Origin of the sequence: Yoonia litorea, from assembly GCF_900114675.1 — a bacterium.
Lineage (GTDB): Bacteria > Pseudomonadota > Alphaproteobacteria > Rhodobacterales > Rhodobacteraceae > Yoonia > Yoonia litorea.
In genome coordinates this window covers 1-17,621 of the sequence record NZ_FOZM01000004.1, presented here as the reverse complement: position 1 = coordinate 17,621, position 17,621 = coordinate 1, and the positions used below count along the sequence as shown (strand labels likewise).

Sequence of the window (17,621 nt, the reverse complement as noted above, 5' to 3'; positions counted from 1 at the left end):
CAGCCTCAAGGCAATGTAGATTGACGTGGCAGACCCTCCGGGTCTGCCATTTTTGTTTTCAGCCCTTCTGCAAGCAGTCTGCAAAATGCCTCTTCCGGTAACGGTCGTGCATAGTAGAAGCCTTGAAACACCTCACAGCCGAGCTTGCGGATCACCGCGACATCCTCAGCCGTTTCGACGCCTTCGGCCATGGCTTGCAGACCTAAAGCGCGCGCCATGTCAAAAATTGCGGCAACCACGCTTTGCTGCATCGGGTCGCGCGCGGCGGCCTGTATGAGGTTGCGGTCGATTTTGATCCTGTCGGGACGAACGCGCAAAAGACCGGTCAGCGAGGCGCGTCCGCTGCCGAAATCGTCGATCTCAATCCGCACACCGAGATCGCGGAGTTGGCGCAGCTGTTCTGTGACCGGTGAGGACTCGTGCATGTCATCGAAATGAAGCGTCTCAAGCAGCTCAATCGATAGCTGGCAATCGCGGTTCAGCCACCATTGTCGGATATCTGACAGAAGGTCATGGCGGATCAGCCGGCCCGCGCTTGTATTGACCGCAATCGAGTCAAGCGACAGCCCCATCTTTGGCAGACGGTCAGCAAGGCGCAAAGTTTGCCTCAGGACCGCGCGATCGAGTTGCGCACTCAGCCCAAGTGTTGCCGCGATATCGAGAAAGCGACCCGGTTTGAGAATTCCAAAGCGAGGATGCTTCCACCGTACGAGGGCTTCCGCTCCCACAATCCGACCGGTCAGTGCGTTGACCTGTGGTTGGAAAAACGGGACGATGGCGCCTTTCTCAATGGCCTTTGGCAGCTCGGACGAGAGTTGCCGCCTGAAGCTGCGTTCCTGTCGAGTCTCATAGGCTGCACAAGACAGGGTATCACGACCCGACCTTTTGGACTGGTAGAGCGCCCCGTCTGCCAGATCGATGAGGTCCCGCGGTGAGGTGATCGTTTCATCAACCAGTGCGATCCCGACACTGGCGCCAATCGTCATGCGATGCCCGTCATAGAAGAAGGGCGCCCGCATACATTCCACGATATGTTCGCCGAACCACCTGACGTTTTCATGTGCGCGTTGCGCAATCAAAAGGATCTGGAACTCGTCGCCGCCCACGCGATAGATTTTGCCCGCCTCACCGACAATCTGGCTGAGCCTTTTTGCTGCCGTTACAAGAACAGCATCACCAGCCGCATGGCCAAGCGTATCGTTCACCCATTTGAAACGATCCAGATCGACATGAAGCAAACCAAGGTTAGATCCGCAGCCATCAAAAAACTGCTGTAAATCCCGTTCAAACGCACGCCGGTTCAGCAGACCTGTCAACGCATCTTCGTTCGCGCTGCGCTCCAGGGCCTTGCGGGTCTCCGCCAGTTCTGTGTTGCGTTCGGCCAGTGCCCGATTTGACGCTTCGAGCTTCTGCATCGCGATTTTCTCCGGGGTGATATCGTGCCCCGTCCCGCGATAACCACAGAACGTCCCGTCAGCATCGAACAGCGGCTGCCCCGCAATGCGCAGCCACATAAGCGACCCATCAAAAGGCCGCCGGATCGCGTAGTCGAAGTTACGGAAGGGGCGATGTGAGTAGAGATCGTCAAGATGCGCCTGCCACTTCGGATCGTTGTAATCGACCATTGCGACATCTGTGCGCCGCTGACCCAGAATTTGCTTGGAGTCCAGTTTGGTCACATCTTCCATGCGGCTTGAAAAATAGGTGAAGCGGTGATCGGCGTTGGTTTCCCAGAACCAATCGGAGGCGATCCCGGCAAAATCTTCAAGATCTCGCACGATATGGTGGTCCATTGCAGTCATAGAAGCCTTCTAGTCCGATGACCTTGAACAACTGGTTAGCAGCACCTATTTCCTGCGTTGAAAATTCCCAACATACCCTTGGCTTTTCATAACTGAGCAAGTAATCAACAGCCCTGGCCCGAAAGATTGATTCGTTCGGGCCTTTGTTCGTCCGAGACGGTGGGTTGGCAGATTGCCGATAATTCCTGCCTGAGACGGGATAGACCAGAATTCTAGGGCTCTTTTGAGGCTTATCTGGCGCGCCCCGTTTGCATGGACTGTAGATGTTGGGCGGCCAAGCCGTTTGACAAAATTGAGCCGGGGGAAACCCCAAACTTGGAGTGAAACTGTGGATAGAGCACAAAAAGAACAGCTGGTCGAAGATCTCGGCCAGATCTTTGAAAGCTCTGGCGTCGTAGTGGTTGCCCACTACGAAGGCATGACAGTTGCTGAAATGCAGGACCTGCGCGCCAACATGCGTGAAGCGGGCGGTTCTGTACGCGTTGCCAAGAACAGACTCGCCAAAATCGCCTTGGAAGGTAAGCCATGCGAAAGCATCGCTCAGTACCTGACAGGCATGACTGTACTCGCTTACTCTGAAGACCCCGTTGCTGCGGCAAAGGTTGTCGACAAGTTTGCCAAAGATAACGACAAGCTCGTCGTTCTCGGCGGCGCTATGGGCGAGACAGCGCTGGATCCAGCTGGTGTGAAAGCTGTTGCCGGTATGCCATCCCGTGAGGAGCTTATTGCTTCCATCGTGGGCTGCATCGGTGCACCTGCTTCCAACATTGCCGGGGCCATTGGCGCACCTGCTTCGAACATCGCCAGCATTCTCTCAACCATCGAAGAGAAAGCTGCATAAAGCATCTGAATTGACTTGGGGGCGCGCCCTCACGTTGGAACACACTTAAAACGAACGGAAAGCATAAAATGGCTGATCTGAAGAAACTTGCTGAAGAGATCGTTGGTCTGACCCTTCTCGAAGCACAAGAACTGAAAACCATCCTCAAGGACGAGTATGGTATCGAACCTGCTGCTGGTGGCGCTGTCATGATGGCTGGCCCTGCTGGTGGCGACGCTGGCGCAGCTGCTGAAGAGAAGACAGAATTCGACGTCGTTCTCAAGAACGCTGGCGCACAGAAAATCAACGTCATCAAAGAAGTTCGCGGCATCACCGGTCTTGGCCTGAAAGAAGCCAAGGACCTGGTCGAAGCTGGCGGCAAGATCAAAGAAGGCGTGGACAAGGCAGAAGCAGAAGACATCAAAGCCAAGCTGGAAGCAGCTGGCGCAGAGGTCGAACTGGCCTAAGCCAAAGCTACTGGCAGACAAGATCTGCCAAAAAATTCGGCTGGGCCCGCAGAAATGCGGGTCCAGCCAAACCTGTCTTAGAGGTCGGCCAACGCTGACCGACCCCTTGGGTAGGTTTGAGATGTCGGGAGGAGGCCGGTGGGACGGCCGCCACGAATTGACATCAAGCCCCCGGTCAAATGGGTGATGCAGCGCGACCCCGGCGGTGCATGGCTCGAGAGACAAAGCAAAAGGTGACATCGCACATGGCTTCTACGTTCCTTGGACAGAAACGCCTGCGTAAGTACTACGGCAAAATCCGTGAAGTGCTTGAAATGCCGAACCTCATCGAGGTTCAGAAATCCTCATACGACTTGTTCCTGCGCTCAGGCGATGGCGATCAGCCTGCTGATGGCGAAGGCATCAAGGGCGTGTTCCAGTCGGTCTTCCCGATCAAGGATTTCAACGAGACTGCTGTTCTCGAATTCGTCAAATACGAGCTGGAAAAGCCGAAGTATGACGTTGAGGAATGCCAGCAGCGTGACATGACATACAGCGCACCTTTGAAGGTGACGCTCCGCCTGATCGTCTTTGATGTCGATGAAGATACAGGCGCGAAGTCCGTCAAGGACATCAAGGAACAGGACGTCTTTATGGGCGATATGCCTTTGATGACGCCAAACGGCACATTTGTCGTCAACGGCACCGAGCGTGTGATCGTCTCCCAGATGCACCGTTCGCCGGGCGTGTTCTTTGACCACGACAAGGGCAAAACCCATTCTTCCGGCAAACTGCTGTTTGCCTGCCGCATCATCCCATACCGCGGTAGCTGGCTCGACTTTGAGTTTGACGCCAAAGATCTGGTGTTCTGCCGTATCGACCGTCGTCGTAAGTTGCCTGTGACCACCCTGCTTTATGCACTGGGCATGGACCAGGAAAGCATCATGAATGCTTACTACAACACCGTTGATTACAAGTTCGACAAGAAGGCAAAGGCATGGGTCACCAAGTTCTTCCCTGAGCGTGTGCGCGGCACACGTCCGACCTTTGATCTGGTCGACGCGAAGACTGGCGAAGTGATCGCCAAAGCCGGTGAGAAAGTCACGCCGCGTTCGGTCAAGAAATTGATCGATGCTGGCGAAGTCACAGACCTGCTCGTCCCATACGAGAACATCGTGGGCAAGTTTGTTGCTGAGGACATCATCAACGAGGAAAACGGCGCAATCTATGTTGAAGCCGGTGATGAGCTGACGCTTGAGCGTGACAAGGACGGCGAGGTTATCGGCGGCACGCTGAAGGACCTGCTTGACGCTGGTATCACCACGATCCCAGTGCTTGACATCGATAACGTGACCGTGGGCGCCTACATGCGCAACACCATGGCGCAGGACAAGAACATGAACCGCGAAACCGCGCTCATGGATATCTACCGTGTCATGCGCCCAGGTGAGCCACCGACCGTTGAGTCCGCGTCGGCCCTGTTCGACACGCTGTTCTTCGATAGCGAGCGCTATGATCTTTCGGCTGTTGGTCGCGTAAAGATGAACATGCGTCTGGACCTCGATGCAGAAGACACCATGCGCACTCTGCGCAAGGAAGACATCGTGGCCTGCATCAAGGCGCTGGTCGAACTGCGTGATGGCAACGGCGATGTGGACGATATCGACCACCTCGGCAACCGCCGCGTTCGTTCCGTTGGCGAGTTGATGGAAAACCAGTACCGCGTTGGTCTGCTGCGGATGGAGCGCGCGATCAAAGAGCGTATGTCTAGCGTCGAGATCGACACTGTGATGCCGCAGGACCTGATCAACGCGAAGCCTGCTGCGGCTGCCGTGCGTGAATTCTTCGGCTCTTCGCAGCTGTCGCAGTTCATGGACCAGACAAACCCGCTTTCTGAAGTCACTCACAAGCGCCGTCTGTCGGCCCTTGGGCCTGGTGGTCTGACACGTGAACGCGCGGGCTTTGAGGTGCGCGACGTGCACCCGACCCACTACGGTCGCATGTGCCCGATTGAAACACGGGAAGGTCCGAACATCGGTCTGATCAACTCACTGGCGACATTTGCCCGCGTGAACAAGTACGGCTTTATCGAAACACCTTACCGCAAGGTTGTAGACGGTCAGGTGACGGATGACGTCAGCTACATGTCCGCTACGGAAGAAATGCGTCACACAGTGGCGCAGGCCAATGCGAATGTTGACGGCGAAGGCCGTTTCAACAACGAGTTGGTGTCGACCCGTAAGAATGGTGATTACACGCTGTCTCCACGCGAGAGTGTCGATCTGATCGACGTGTCGCCAAAGCAGCTGGTCTCTGTTGCGGCCTCGCTTATCCCGTTCCTTGAAAACGACGACGCGAACCGCGCGCTGATGGGTTCGAACATGCAACGTCAGGCTGTGCCGCTGCTGCAGGCAGAGGCACCGCTGGTTGGTACAGGTATCGAAGAGGTTGTGGCCCGCGATTCCGGTGCTGCGATCATGGCAAAGCGTGCAGGGATCATCGACCAGGTCGATGCCCAGCGTATCGTTATCCGTGCCACCGAAGATCTCGAACTGGGCGACGCAGGCGTTGACATCTACCGGATGCGCAAGTTTCAGCGGTCCAACCAGAACACCTGCATCAACCAGCGTCCGCTTGTGAAGGTGGGTGACATGGTCCAGAAGGGCCAGGTGATCGCAGACGGACCATCGACCGATCTGGGTGAACTGGCGCTGGGTAAGAACGTGGTCGTCGCGTTCATGCCGTGGAACGGTTACAACTACGAAGACTCCATCCTGATCTCCGAGCGTATCGTGCGCGACGACGTGTTCACATCGATCCATATCGAAGAATTCGAAGTTGCCGCCCGTGACACCAAGCTCGGGCCAGAAGAAATCACCCGCGACATTCCGAACGTCGGTGAAGAAGCGCTGCGCAACCTCGACGAGGCTGGCATCGTCTACATCGGTGCCGAGGTCGGGCCCGCGGACATTCTGGTCGGCAAGATCACACCAAAGGGCGAAAGCCCGATGACGCCAGAAGAAAAGCTGCTGCGCGCCATCTTTGGTGAGAAAGCCTCCGACGTGCGTGATACATCACTGCGTCTGCCGCCAGGCGACTTCGGCACGGTTGTTGAAGTGCGTGTCTTTAACCGCCACGGCGTAGAAAAAGACGAGCGTGCGCTGCAGATCGAGCGTGAAGAGGTCGAGCGCCTCGCACGTGACCGTGACGATGAGTTGGCGATCCTTGATCGCAACATCTACGCGCGTCTGTGGGACATCATCAACGGCAAGAAAGCTGTCAAAGGGCCGAAAGGCTTCAAGGCAGGGTCGGTTGTGTCTGAGGAAAGCGTTGCCGATCTGTCCCGCGGACAGTGGTGGCAGCTTGCCATGGAAGACGAAGATGATGCCAAGATCGTCGAAGCACTGAACGAACAGTACGAAATCCAGAAGAAGGCAATGGATGCCCGCTTCGAGGATAAGGTCGAGAAAGTGCGTCGCGGTGACGATCTTCCACCGGGTGTGATGAAGATGGTCAAGGTCTTCGTGGCTGTGAAGCGCAAGCTGCAGCCCGGCGACAAGATGGCCGGTCGTCACGGGAACAAGGGTGTTATTTCCAAGGTTGTGCCGATGGAAGACATGCCGTTCCTTGCCGATGGTACACCTGTCGACTTCTGTCTGAACCCGCTGGGCGTGCCGTCGCGTATGAACGTCGGTCAGATCCTCGAAACACACATGGGCTGGGCCGCACGCGGTCTTGGTCTGCAGATTGACGAAGCGCTGGACGAGTACCGCCGCTCTGGTGATCTGACACCTGTGCGTGACGCGATGAAGATCGTCTATGGCGACGATGTCTACGATGAAGGCATCGCCGGTATGGGCGAGGATGACCTGATCGAGGCTGCCGGCAACGTCACACGCGGTGTGCCGATTGCGACACCTGTCTTCGACGGTGCGAAAGAGGCTGATGTTAACGACGCGCTGGTGCGCGCCGGTTTCAGCACCTCCGGTCAGTCAGTGCTTTACGATGGCCGCACAGGCGAGCAGTTCAGCCGCCCTGTTACGGTCGGTGTGAAGTATCTGCTCAAGCTGCATCACCTTGTCGACGACAAGATCCACGCGCGTTCCACCGGGCCTTACAGCCTTGTCACGCAGCAGCCTCTGGGCGGTAAAGCCCAGTTCGGCGGCCAGCGTTTCGGGGAAATGGAAGTCTGGGCACTGGAAGCCTACGGCGCTGCTTACACCCTGCAGGAAATGCTGACTGTGAAGTCGGATGACGTGGCAGGCCGGACGAAAGTCTACGAGAGCATCGTCAAAGGCGAGGACAACTTCGAGGCCGGTGTGCCAGAGTCGTTCAACGTGCTGGTGAAAGAAGTGCGGGGCCTCGGCCTCAACATGGAACTCCTGGATGCGGAGGATGAGGAGTAAGGCGCGAGCCTTGCTCCCCCACCTCTCAACGCACCCCAATTCAAGGAATTGAAGATGAACCAGGAACTGACAAATAACCCGTTTAACCCGCTGACACCGGCGAAAACGTTTGACGAAATCAAGGTCTCGCTGGCCTCGCCTGAACGGATCCTGTCTTGGTCCTTTGGCGAGATCAAAAAGCCCGAAACAATCAACTACCGGACGTTCAAGCCAGAGCGCGACGGCCTGTTTTGTGCGCGTATCTTTGGCCCGATCAAGGATTACGAGTGCCTGTGCGGCAAATATAAGCGCATGAAGTATCGCGGCGTTGTCTGCGAGAAATGCGGTGTGGAAGTCACGCTGCAAAAGGTTCGTCGCGAGCGTATGGGCCACATCGAACTGGCCGCGCCTGTTGCGCACATCTGGTTCCTCAAGTCGCTGCCATCCCGCATCGGCCTGATGCTGGACATGACGCTGCGTGATCTTGAGCGTATCCTCTACTTCGAAAACTACGTTGTGATCGAACCTGGTCTGACGGACCTCACCTATGGTCAGCTGATGACCGAGGAAGAGTTCCTTGATGCGCAGGATCTTTACGGCATGGACGCCTTCACCGCCAACATCGGTGCCGAAGCGATCCGCGAAATGCTGGCGCAGATCGACCTTGAGTCCGAAGCAGAACAGCTGCGCGCTGATCTGAAAGAGGCGACAGGTGAACTGAAGCCCAAGAAGATCATCAAGCGTCTGAAAATCGTCGAGAACTTCATCGAATCCGGCAACCGTCCTGAGTGGATGGTGATGACCGTCATTCCTGTGATCCCGCCAGAGCTGCGCCCGCTGGTGCCGCTTGATGGTGGCCGTTTCGCGACATCTGATCTGAATGATCTCTATCGTCGTGTGATCAACCGGAACAACCGTCTGAAGCGCCTGATCGAGCTGCGCGCACCTGACATCATCGTCCGCAACGAAAAGCGGATGCTTCAGGAATCTGTTGACGCTCTGTTTGACAACGGCCGTCGCGGTCGCGTCATTACCGGTGCCAACAAGCGTCCGCTGAAGTCGCTGTCCGATATGCTGAAAGGCAAGCAGGGCCGTTTCCGCCAGAACCTTCTGGGTAAGCGCGTCGACTTCTCTGGCCGTTCGGTCATCGTGACCGGTCCTGAACTCAAGCTGCATCAGTGCGGTCTGCCCAAGAAGATGGCGCTCGAACTTTTCAAGCCGTTCATCTACTCGCGCCTTGAAGCCAAGGGCCTTTCCTCAACGGTCAAGCAAGCCAAGAAACTGGTCGAGAAAGAGCGCCCCGAAGTCTGGGATATCCTTGATGAGGTGATCCGCGAACACCCTGTCATGCTCAACCGCGCGCCAACGCTGCACCGTTTGGGTATTCAGGCATTCGAACCTGTGCTGATCGAAGGGAAAGCCATCCAGCTTCACCCGCTCGTCTGTTCCGCGTTTAACGCTGACTTCGACGGTGACCAGATGGCCGTTCACGTGCCGCTGAGCCTTGAGGCGCAGCTGGAAGCCCGCGTTCTGATGATGTCCACGAACAACGTGCTGTCGCCTGCAAACGGCAGCCCGATCATCGTGCCGTCACAGGACATGATCCTGGGTCTCTACTACACCACCATCATGCGTGAAGGCATGAAGGGTGAGGGCATGTCGTTTGCCAACATCGAAGAAGTCGAGCACGCGCTGACCGCAGGTGAGGTGCACCTGCACGCCAAGATCACCGCGCGCCTGACCCAGATTGATGATGAAGGCAACGAAGTGATGAAGCGGTTTGAAACGACACCAGGGCGCTTGCGCCTCGGTGCGCTTCTGCCACTGAATGCCAAGGCACCTTTTGATCTCGTCAACCGTCTGCTGCGCAAGAAAGAAGTGCAGCAGGTCATCGACACCGTCTACCGCTACTGTGGTCAGAAAGAGTCTGTCATCTTCTGTGACCAGATCATGACGATGGGCTTCCGCGAAGCGTTCAAGGCAGGCATTTCGTTCGGTAAGGACGACATGGTTGTGCCTGACACCAAGTGGGAACTGGTCGATGAAACACGCGAGCAGGTCAAGGACTTTGAACAGCAGTACATGGACGGCCTGATCACACAGGGCGAAAAGTACAACAAAGTGGTCGATGCTTGGTCGAAAGCCAACGACAAAGTCACTGACGCGATGATGGGTACGATCTCCACTACGCCAAAAGGCGAGGATGGCTCTGAAGGTGAACCAAACTCGGTTTACATGATGGCCCACTCCGGTGCGCGTGGTTCGGTCACACAGATGAAGCAGCTCGGCGGGATGCGCGGCCTGATGGCCAAGCCGAACGGCGAGATCATCGAAACACCGATCATCTCGAACTTTAAGGAAGGTCTGACCGTTCTTGAGTACTTCAACTCGACCCACGGCGCCCGTAAGGGTCTGTCGGATACGGCGTTGAAGACCGCGAACTCAGGCTACCTGACACGTCGTCTGGTTGACGTGGCGCAGGACTGCATCGTGCGTGAGCTTGATTGCGGAACAGAACGCGCCATCACAGCCGAAGCTGCCGTCAACGACGGTGAAGTCGTGGCATCGCTGGCAGAGCGTGTTCTGGGTCGTGTCTCGGCTGATGATGTGCTCAAGCCTGGCACTGATGAGGTGCTGGTCGAAGCCGGTGAACTGATCGACGAACGCAAGGCGGACCTTCTGGATGCGGCCAACATCGGCAAGATGCGCATCCGCAGCCCGCTGACCTGTGAGTCCGAAGATGGCGTTTGTGCCATGTGCTATGGCCGTGACCTTGCACGCGGTACACGCGTGAACATCGGCGAAGCTGTCGGTATCATCGCAGCACAGTCCATCGGTGAACCGGGCACGCAGCTTACGATGCGGACATTCCACATCGGTGGTGTTGCCCAAGGTGGTCAGCAATCCTTCCAGGAGGCGTCGCAGCCAGGCAAGATCGCGTTCAAGAACGCGCAACTGCTTGAAAACGCCGCTGGCGAGATGGTCGTGATGGGCCGCAACATGGTCCTGTCCATCCTCGACGAGGAAGGTGAAGAACGCGCAACGCATAAGGTTGGCTATGGCTCCAAGGTGTTTGTCAAAGAGGGCGCTGATGTGGCCCGTGGCGACAAGCTCTTTGAATGGGACCCATATACACTGCCAATCATTGCCGAGCAGTCCGGTACAGCCAAATATGTTGATCTGGTCAATGGTATCGCCGTACGCGAGGAAACCGACGATGCAACGGGTATGACCCAGCGCATCGTGGCCGACTGGCGTGCTGCACCAAAGGGCAACGAGCTTGCACCAAAGATCATCGTGGTTGGCGAGAACGGTGAACCAGCAGTCAAGGAAGACGGCAACCCTGTCGCCTATCCGATGTCTGTGGACGCCATTCTGTCGGTCGAAGACGGTCAGGAAATCAAAGCGGGTGACGTCATCGCACGTATTCCGCGCGAAGGTGCCAAGACCAAGGACATCACCGGTGGTCTGCCACGTGTGGCCGAACTCTTTGAAGCCCGCCGTCCGAAGGATCACGCGATCATTGCCGAAATCGATGGTTATGTGCGCTTCGGCAAGGACTACAAGAACAAGCGCCGCATCGCGATTGAAAGCTCCGAAGATCCGGACGTGAAGGTCGAATACATGGTGCCCAAGGGCAAGCACATTCCGGTTGCGGAAGGTGACTTCGTCCAGAAGGGTGACTACATCATGGACGGTAACCCTGCACCGCATGACATTCTTGCGGTTCTGGGGGTCGAGGCCCTTGCGGACTACATGATCGACGAGGTGCAGGACGTCTATCGCCTGCAGGGTGTGAAGATCAACGACAAGCACATCGAAGTCATCGTGCGACAGATGCTCCAGAAGTGGGAGATTCAGGACAGCGGTGACACGGTTCTGCTGAAAGGCGAAACTGTCGATAAGGCTGAATTTGATGAAGCCAACGAAAAGGCTCTGGCGCGCGGCGATCGCCCTGCGACAGGCGAGCCAATTCTGCTTGGTATCACCAAAGCATCGTTGCAGACACGCTCGTTCATCTCTGCGGCATCGTTCCAGGAAACCACGCGCGTGCTGACCGAAGCTTCGGTTCAGGGCAAGCGTGACAAGCTGATCGGTCTGAAAGAGAACGTCATTGTTGGTCGTCTGATCCCTGCCGGTACCGGCGGTGCGACACAGCGCGTACGCCGTATCGCGGCTGACCGCGACAACGTCGTGATCGAAGCCCGCCGCGAAGAGGCCGAGGCCGCTGCTGCACTCGCCGCACCTATGGAAATGGGTGGTGATGTGTCCGAAGATCAGGTCTTCGCCGATGCTCCAAAGGGCGACGACGAATAAGCGTCGATACACGTGAAAATTGGAACGGCCCTTGCGAAAGCAGGGGCCGTTTTTCTTAGGGGGTTCTGTTTCGTGGGCCTCGACCAATAGGACGGGCCACAGACGATTAAGTGCCATTCTGCGGATCCATGAAAATGCGGTCTGGCCAGCGATCAATCTACGAACGGGCATACCAATCAGGCCGTCCCATGACGCAGATCAAGGCGGTTTCAGCGCTGTCGCGCTATGATGGATCAACCAATTCAAAGGAGACCGTCATGTACAAAAACATCCTTGTTCCCGTCTCATTCGAGGCCGACCGCAACGCCAAGGGCGCAATGGAGATTGCAAAGAGCCTCCGTGCAGAAGGCGGACAGATTACCTGCCTGCACGTCATGGAACAGCTACCGCAATATGCAACTGAATACCTGCCAGCCGGCCACCTTGACGCCGCGAAGGCCGACATCGTTGAAAGCCTGAAGGAACTGACCGAAGGCGTGGAGGGCGCGACAACACTGGTCGTCGATGGCCATTCGTCCCGCACCATTCTTGCGCATGCAAACAACAATGACGTGGACCTGATCATTATCGCAAGTCATCAGCCGGGAATGCAGGATTACCTTCTCGGCTCGACCGCCGCGAAGGTCGTGCGCCATGCCCATTGCGCCGTGCACGTGCTGAGATAGCAGGCGACATCATCTGACGGTTTCTGACTAGAAGGTGAAAGGGCCTGCTGATACGGCAGGCCCATGACAGTCTCCGACAACATTCGCGGCGCGTTGATTATGGCGGGCGCGATGTGCGCCTATACGTTCAACGACGCCTTTATGAAGGCCCTGTCGGACGAGATCCCTCTGTTTCAGGCAATCCTCTTTCGCGGCATGGGGGCAATCGTCTTTCTGACACTGATGTGCCGGATGCTCGGCCAACTGAAGTTCAACCTCGGCCGGCGGGACTGGGGATTGGTGATCCTGCGGTCGGCTGGCGAAGTCGGCGGTACGTTCTTTTTTCTGACCGCACTTTTCAACATGCCTATCGCTAACGTCAGCGCGATTTTGCAGGCGTTGCCGCTCTCGGTCAGTCTGGCAGCAGCGGTCATTCTACGTGAACCATTAGGCTGGCGACGCCTGACTGCAATCGCCATCGGTTTTGCAGGGGTCCTGCTGATCATCCAGCCAGGGGGCGCGGACTTCAGCGCATACAGCCTCTATGCCCTGGGGGCGGTGGCTTGCGTCACTTTGCGCGACATTGCGGTGCGCCGCATGTCACGTGACGTTCCTTCGGTGTTTGTGGCATTGGTCGCGGCGGTGGGTGTGACAGGCTTGGGCGCGGTCGGTGCGATGTTCACACCATGGGCTGCTTTCTCTACCACATCCGCACTCCAGCTTTCAGGCGCGACCCTTTGCTTGATCTTTGGCTATATCGCATCAGTCAACGCGATGCGCTTTGGCGAGATCGCCTTCGTCGCGCCGTTTCGCTACAGCAGCTTGCTTGTTGCACTGGTGCTGGGCGTGGTCATTTTTGACGAATGGCCGAATGCACTGGCCTTGGTCGGCGCAGGGGTCGTTGTGGCGACGGGGCTTTTCACGCTTTACCGTGAAACGCGCCTGCGGCGCACGCCCCGCATGATCCCCGACCGTATCCGCTAGTTTCGGGTGCCGAAAAACACACCATCAACCTCGATTTCAAGATCGCCGATCCCGTTGCCCTGCGCCGAACCAAACACGGCGTCACCACGGCTGCGATCGTCAAAGACATCACCGTCAAGCGTCAGCAGCACATCGCTTTCACGGATGAAACCACCATCATCAATGGCCTCAAGGCGGCCGGAAGCAAAGGCGTCAATACGACCGGCACTCTCGAAGCCGTCGATCCCGAGGCTTCCATCGAGGCGCTGGTCTGGCCGTCCGTCAGTGTCGATCAGGTTGATGTTGCTGACGTCGCCGGACACGTCGTTTGAGGCAAATCCCACGTTCATGGTCATATCGCCAAGAATGCTGCCTTCCACATCACCGGTCACTGTTGCCCCCAGTTGCCCCTCATAGGTTACGGTTCCAGTCGGCAAATCACCTGTGGCGGTGAAAGGCAGCCCGCTGATATAGCGCGCTTCTGCGTAAGCGCGGTCGACGTCCGCGGCAGAAACAGTGGGTGGATTTGGGCTCGCGCAGGCGGCGGCGGTCAGCAAGGTCAGAGCGGGGATCGTCACACGAAACATCTATAGGTTCTCCGGCAAATAATATCTGGAGGCTATGTGTGCCCGTCGCCTGTGCTAGGCAATAAAATCTGGCTGTTATGCGATATCAGTCCGGTCTGGGCCAATCATTCAGCGCCAGAACGCCCAGCCACCGGATTGCCCCCGTGCGGGCTGTTGACACCCCATTCGACTCCCCCTATACGCCGCACATCCGGGCTGGGGGCGATCCCTCCGTCGTCCCGATATCAAAACTGTAGTGGCCAAGAACCGGACAATTTTGTCGTCCTGTTCCTCTGGAACTCACCGCACCGAACCTCCGGTAAGGGTTCGACTGCGGAATTTTTGTGCTTTCAACAGATGAAGGCACGCTTATGAAACCCGCGTTTGCCGGACGCAATATGTGAATAGATGGGAACATCAAACGATGCCAACGATTCAGCAGCTGATCCGCAAGCCGCGCCAGCCGAAAGTTACACGATCCAAGTCGCTCCACATGGAGGGATGCCCACAAAAGCGCGGTGTTTGCACACGCGTTTACACAACGACACCGAAGAAGCCGAACTCCGCGATGCGGAAAGTTGCCAAGGTGCGTTTGACCAACGGCTACGAAGTCATTTCCTACATCCCTGGTGAAAGCCACAACCTTCAGGAACACTCCGTTGTTCTGATCCGCGGCGGCCGTGTGAAAGACCTTCCAGGTGTGCGTTACCACATCCTGCGCGGTGTTCTGGATACCCAGGGTGTCAAAGACCGTAAGCAGCGTCGTTCGAAGTACGGCGCGAAGCGTCCGAAGTAATTGGGCCGGCGGGATCAATCCCGCCCTACCCGCTAACCGTAGGCCGGGGTCCGCCCTGGCGTCCCAGAAACGAAGAGAGAGAAGCGCATGTCACGTCGTCACGCCGCTGAAAAACGCCAAGTTCTGCCAGACGCAAAGTTTGGCGATGTTGTTCTGACAAAGTTCATGAACAACCTGATGATCGACGGAAAGAAATCCGTCGCTGAAAAGATCGTCTACAACGCATTCGATCGCGTTGAAGAGAAACTGAAGAAGTCTCCTGTGGAAGTTTTCCACGAGGGTCTCGACAACATCAAACCAGCTGTCGAAGTCCGCTCCCGCCGTGTTGGTGGTGCGACTTATCAGGTGCCTGTTGAAGTCCGCCCTGAGCGCCGCGAAGCACTTGCCATCCGCTGGCTGATTGCTGCTGCGAAAAAGCGCAACGAAAACACCATGGAAGAGCGCCTCGCAGGCGAGCTGATCGATGCGGTCAACGGCCGCGGCACAGCCGTCAAGAAGCGTGAAGACACCCACAAGATGGCCGACGCCAACAAAGCGTTCAGCCACTACCGCTGGTAAGAGGAAAGCATACCAATGGCACGCGACTATCCCCTCGAACTATACCGTAACTTCGGCATCATGGCCCACATCGACGCAGGGAAAACAACCTGCTCTGAGCGGATCCTGTATTACACCGGCAAATCCCACAACATCGGCGAAGTCCACGACGGCGCAGCAACGATGGACTGGATGGAGCAGGAGCAGGAACGCGGGATCACGATTACCTCCGCTGCGACAACCACATTCTGGGAACGCACCGAAAACGGAACCGAAGCAGACAGCCCAAAGCACCGTCTGAACATCATCGACACACCCGGCCACGTTGACTTCACAATCGAAGTCGAGCGTTCGCTGGCCGTTCTCGATGGTGCTGTTTGCGTTCTGGACGCCAACGCTGGCGTTGAACCTCAGACAGAAACCGTCTGGCGTCAGGCTGACCGTTACAAAGTTCCACGCATGGTCTTCGTCAACAAGATGGACAAGATCGGCGCTGACTTCTTCAACTGCGTTCGCATGATCGAAAGCCGCACCGGCGCAAAAGCTGTGCCAGTCGGTATTCCGATCGGTGCCGAGAACGAGCTGGAGGGCCTTATTGATCTGGTGACCATGGAAGAATGGCTGTGGCAGGGCGAAGACCTTGGCGCATCATGGGTCAAGGCACCTATTCGTGACAGCCTCAAAGACATGGCTGACGAATGGCGCAACAAAATGGTCGAAGCCGCCGTCGAAATGGACGACGACGCCATGATGGAATACCTCGAAGGAAACGAGCCAGACGTTCCAACACTGCGCAAACTGCTGCGCAAAGGGACATTGTCGATGGCATTCGTGCCTGTTCTTGGCGGTTCTGCGTTCAAGAACAAAGGCGTTCAGCCATTGCTCAACGCTGTGATCGACTACCTGCCGAGCCCGCTCGACGTTGTTGACTACATGGGCTTCAAGCCCGGCGACGAGGAAGAAGTCCGCAATATCGCCCGCCGTGCGGACGACAACATGGCTTTCTCCGGTCTGGCATTCAAAATCATGAACGACCCATTTGTGGGCTCGCTGACCTTCACGCGCATCTACTCCGGTGTGCTCAAGAAAGGCGACACCATGCTCAACTCCACCAAGGGGAACAAAGAGCGTGTTGGCCGTATGATGATGATGCACTCCAACAACCGCGAAGAGATCGATGAGGCATTTGCCGGCGACATCATCGCGCTGGGTGGTCTGAAGAACACCACAACCGGTGACACACTCTGCGATCAGCAGGATCCGGTGGTTCTGGAAACAATGACATTCCCCGATCCAGTGATCGAGATTGCCGTTGAGCCAAAGACCAAAGGCGACCAGGAAAAGATGGGTATCGCTCTGCAGCGTCTGGCTGCGGAAGATCCATCCTTCCGTGTTGAGACTGACCTGGAATCAGGTCAGACCATCATGAAGGGTATGGGCGAATTGCACCTCGACATCCTCGTTGACCGCATGAAGCGTGAATTCAAGGTTGAAGCCAACATCGGTGCGCCACAGGTGGCTTATCGTGAAACCATCGGCCACCCGGTTGAGCACAGCTACACCCACAAGAAACAGTCCGGTGGTTCCGGTCAGTTTGCTGAAGTGAAGCTGAACATCATCCCGACAGAGCCAGGCGAAGGCTATTCGTTTGAATCGCTGATCGTTGGTGGTGCTGTTCCGAAGGAATACATCCCAGGTGTTGAAAAAGGCATCCAATCCGTCATGGACAGCGGTCCTCTGGCAGGCTTCCCCGTGATCGACTTCAAGGTGCAACTCCTGGACGGTAAGTTCCACGATGTTGACTCCTCGGTTCTGGCGTTCGAAATCGCAGCCCGTATGTGTATGCGTGAAGGCATGCGCAAAGCTGGCGCGAAACTGCTTGAGCCAGTAATGAAGGTCGAGGTGATCACACCAGAAGAGTATACCGGTGGTATCATCGGTGACCTGACATCACGTCGCGGTCAGGTTTCTGGTCAGGATACACGCGGTAACGCGATTGCCATCGACGCGATGGTGCCGCTTGCCAACATGTTCGGCTACATCAACACATTGCGCTCCATGTCTTCGGGCCGTGCGCAGTTTACGATGCAGTTCGACCACTACGATCCGGTGCCAAACAACATCTCCGAAGAGATCCAGGCCAAATACGCATAAACGGGACGGCGGGGCCTGCCCCGCCACCCCGATCCAACACATGTCGGACGGGCGCTGCCCGTTCCCTGCAAAAAATCAAATTCAAGGAGGCCTTCCATGGCTAAGGAAAAGTTTGAACGTAATAAGCCGCACGTGAACATCGGCACGATTGGTCACGTTGACCACGGCAAGACGACACTGACAGCGGCGAT

At 56.7% G+C, this 17,621-nt stretch carries 12 protein-coding genes; 10 read left to right on the top strand and 2 right to left on the bottom strand.

The window, feature by feature from the left end; genetic code table 11:
• Nucleotides 1-5 precede the first annotated feature (5 nt).
• Nucleotides 6-1,802, bottom strand: coding sequence for a putative bifunctional diguanylate cyclase/phosphodiesterase (locus BM316_RS15490; protein ID WP_090210470.1), 1,797 nt, complete (start codon nucleotides 1,800-1,802; stop codon nucleotides 6-8).
• A 328-nt stretch (nucleotides 1,803-2,130) separates the two neighbouring features.
• Between BM316_RS15490 and rplJ the strand changes: the two genes are divergently transcribed.
• From rplJ to BM316_RS15460, 6 genes are all read left to right on the top strand, one after another.
• Nucleotides 2,131-2,643, top strand: coding sequence for a 50S ribosomal protein L10 (rplJ, locus tag BM316_RS15485; RefSeq protein WP_090210468.1), 513 nt, complete (start codon nucleotides 2,131-2,133; stop codon nucleotides 2,641-2,643).
• Between the two features lie 68 nt (nucleotides 2,644-2,711).
• A complete protein-coding gene (rplL, locus tag BM316_RS15480; RefSeq protein WP_090210466.1) occupies nucleotides 2,712-3,089 on the top strand; it encodes a 50S ribosomal protein L7/L12 in 378 nt (125 codons plus the stop codon).
• 245 nt (nucleotides 3,090-3,334) lie between these two features.
• On the top strand, nucleotides 3,335-7,474 hold the full coding sequence (rpoB, locus tag BM316_RS15475) for a DNA-directed RNA polymerase subunit beta (RefSeq protein ID WP_090210464.1): 4,140 nt from the start codon (nucleotides 3,335-3,337) through the stop codon (nucleotides 7,472-7,474).
• Nucleotides 7,475-7,528: 54 nt separating this feature from the next.
• Nucleotides 7,529-11,770: a DNA-directed RNA polymerase subunit beta' gene (rpoC, locus tag BM316_RS15470; protein ID WP_090210462.1), complete on the top strand. Its 4,242-nt coding sequence runs from the start codon at nucleotides 7,529-7,531 to the stop codon at nucleotides 11,768-11,770.
• A 188-nt stretch (nucleotides 11,771-11,958) separates the two neighbouring features.
• Complete coding sequence (locus BM316_RS15465; RefSeq protein ID WP_311135674.1) at nucleotides 11,959-12,435, top strand: universal stress protein; 477 nt, start codon at nucleotides 11,959-11,961, stop codon at nucleotides 12,433-12,435.
• A gap of 63 nt (nucleotides 12,436-12,498) precedes the next feature.
• A complete protein-coding gene (locus tag BM316_RS15460) occupies nucleotides 12,499-13,398 on the top strand; it encodes a DMT family transporter (RefSeq protein ID WP_090210460.1) in 900 nt (299 codons plus the stop codon).
• Here BM316_RS15460 and BM316_RS15455 read toward each other — a convergent pair.
• Entirely contained in the window at nucleotides 13,395-13,964 is a 570-nt protein-coding gene (locus BM316_RS15455) for a hypothetical protein (RefSeq protein ID WP_090210458.1), read from the bottom strand. The two genes, BM316_RS15460 and BM316_RS15455, sit on opposite strands and share 4 nt — an antisense overlap.
• A gap of 403 nt (nucleotides 13,965-14,367) precedes the next feature.
• On the opposite strand from BM316_RS15455, the gene rpsL reads away from it, so the two are divergent.
• From rpsL to BM316_RS16575, 4 genes are all read left to right on the top strand, one after another.
• Nucleotides 14,368-14,739: a 30S ribosomal protein S12 gene (gene rpsL / locus BM316_RS15450; protein ID WP_090210456.1), complete on the top strand. Its 372-nt coding sequence runs from the start codon at nucleotides 14,368-14,370 to the stop codon at nucleotides 14,737-14,739.
• An 87-nt stretch (nucleotides 14,740-14,826) separates the two neighbouring features.
• Nucleotides 14,827-15,297, top strand: coding sequence for a 30S ribosomal protein S7 (gene rpsG, locus BM316_RS15445; RefSeq protein ID WP_090210454.1), 471 nt, complete (start codon nucleotides 14,827-14,829; stop codon nucleotides 15,295-15,297).
• Between the two features lie 15 nt (nucleotides 15,298-15,312).
• Nucleotides 15,313-17,430, top strand: coding sequence for an elongation factor G (gene fusA / locus BM316_RS15440; protein ID WP_090210452.1), 2,118 nt, complete (start codon nucleotides 15,313-15,315; stop codon nucleotides 17,428-17,430).
• A 96-nt stretch (nucleotides 17,431-17,526) separates the two neighbouring features.
• Nucleotides 17,527-17,621, top strand: a 95-nt coding sequence (locus BM316_RS16575; protein ID WP_034866829.1) for a GTP-binding protein, incomplete at its 3' end; no start/stop codon positions are given.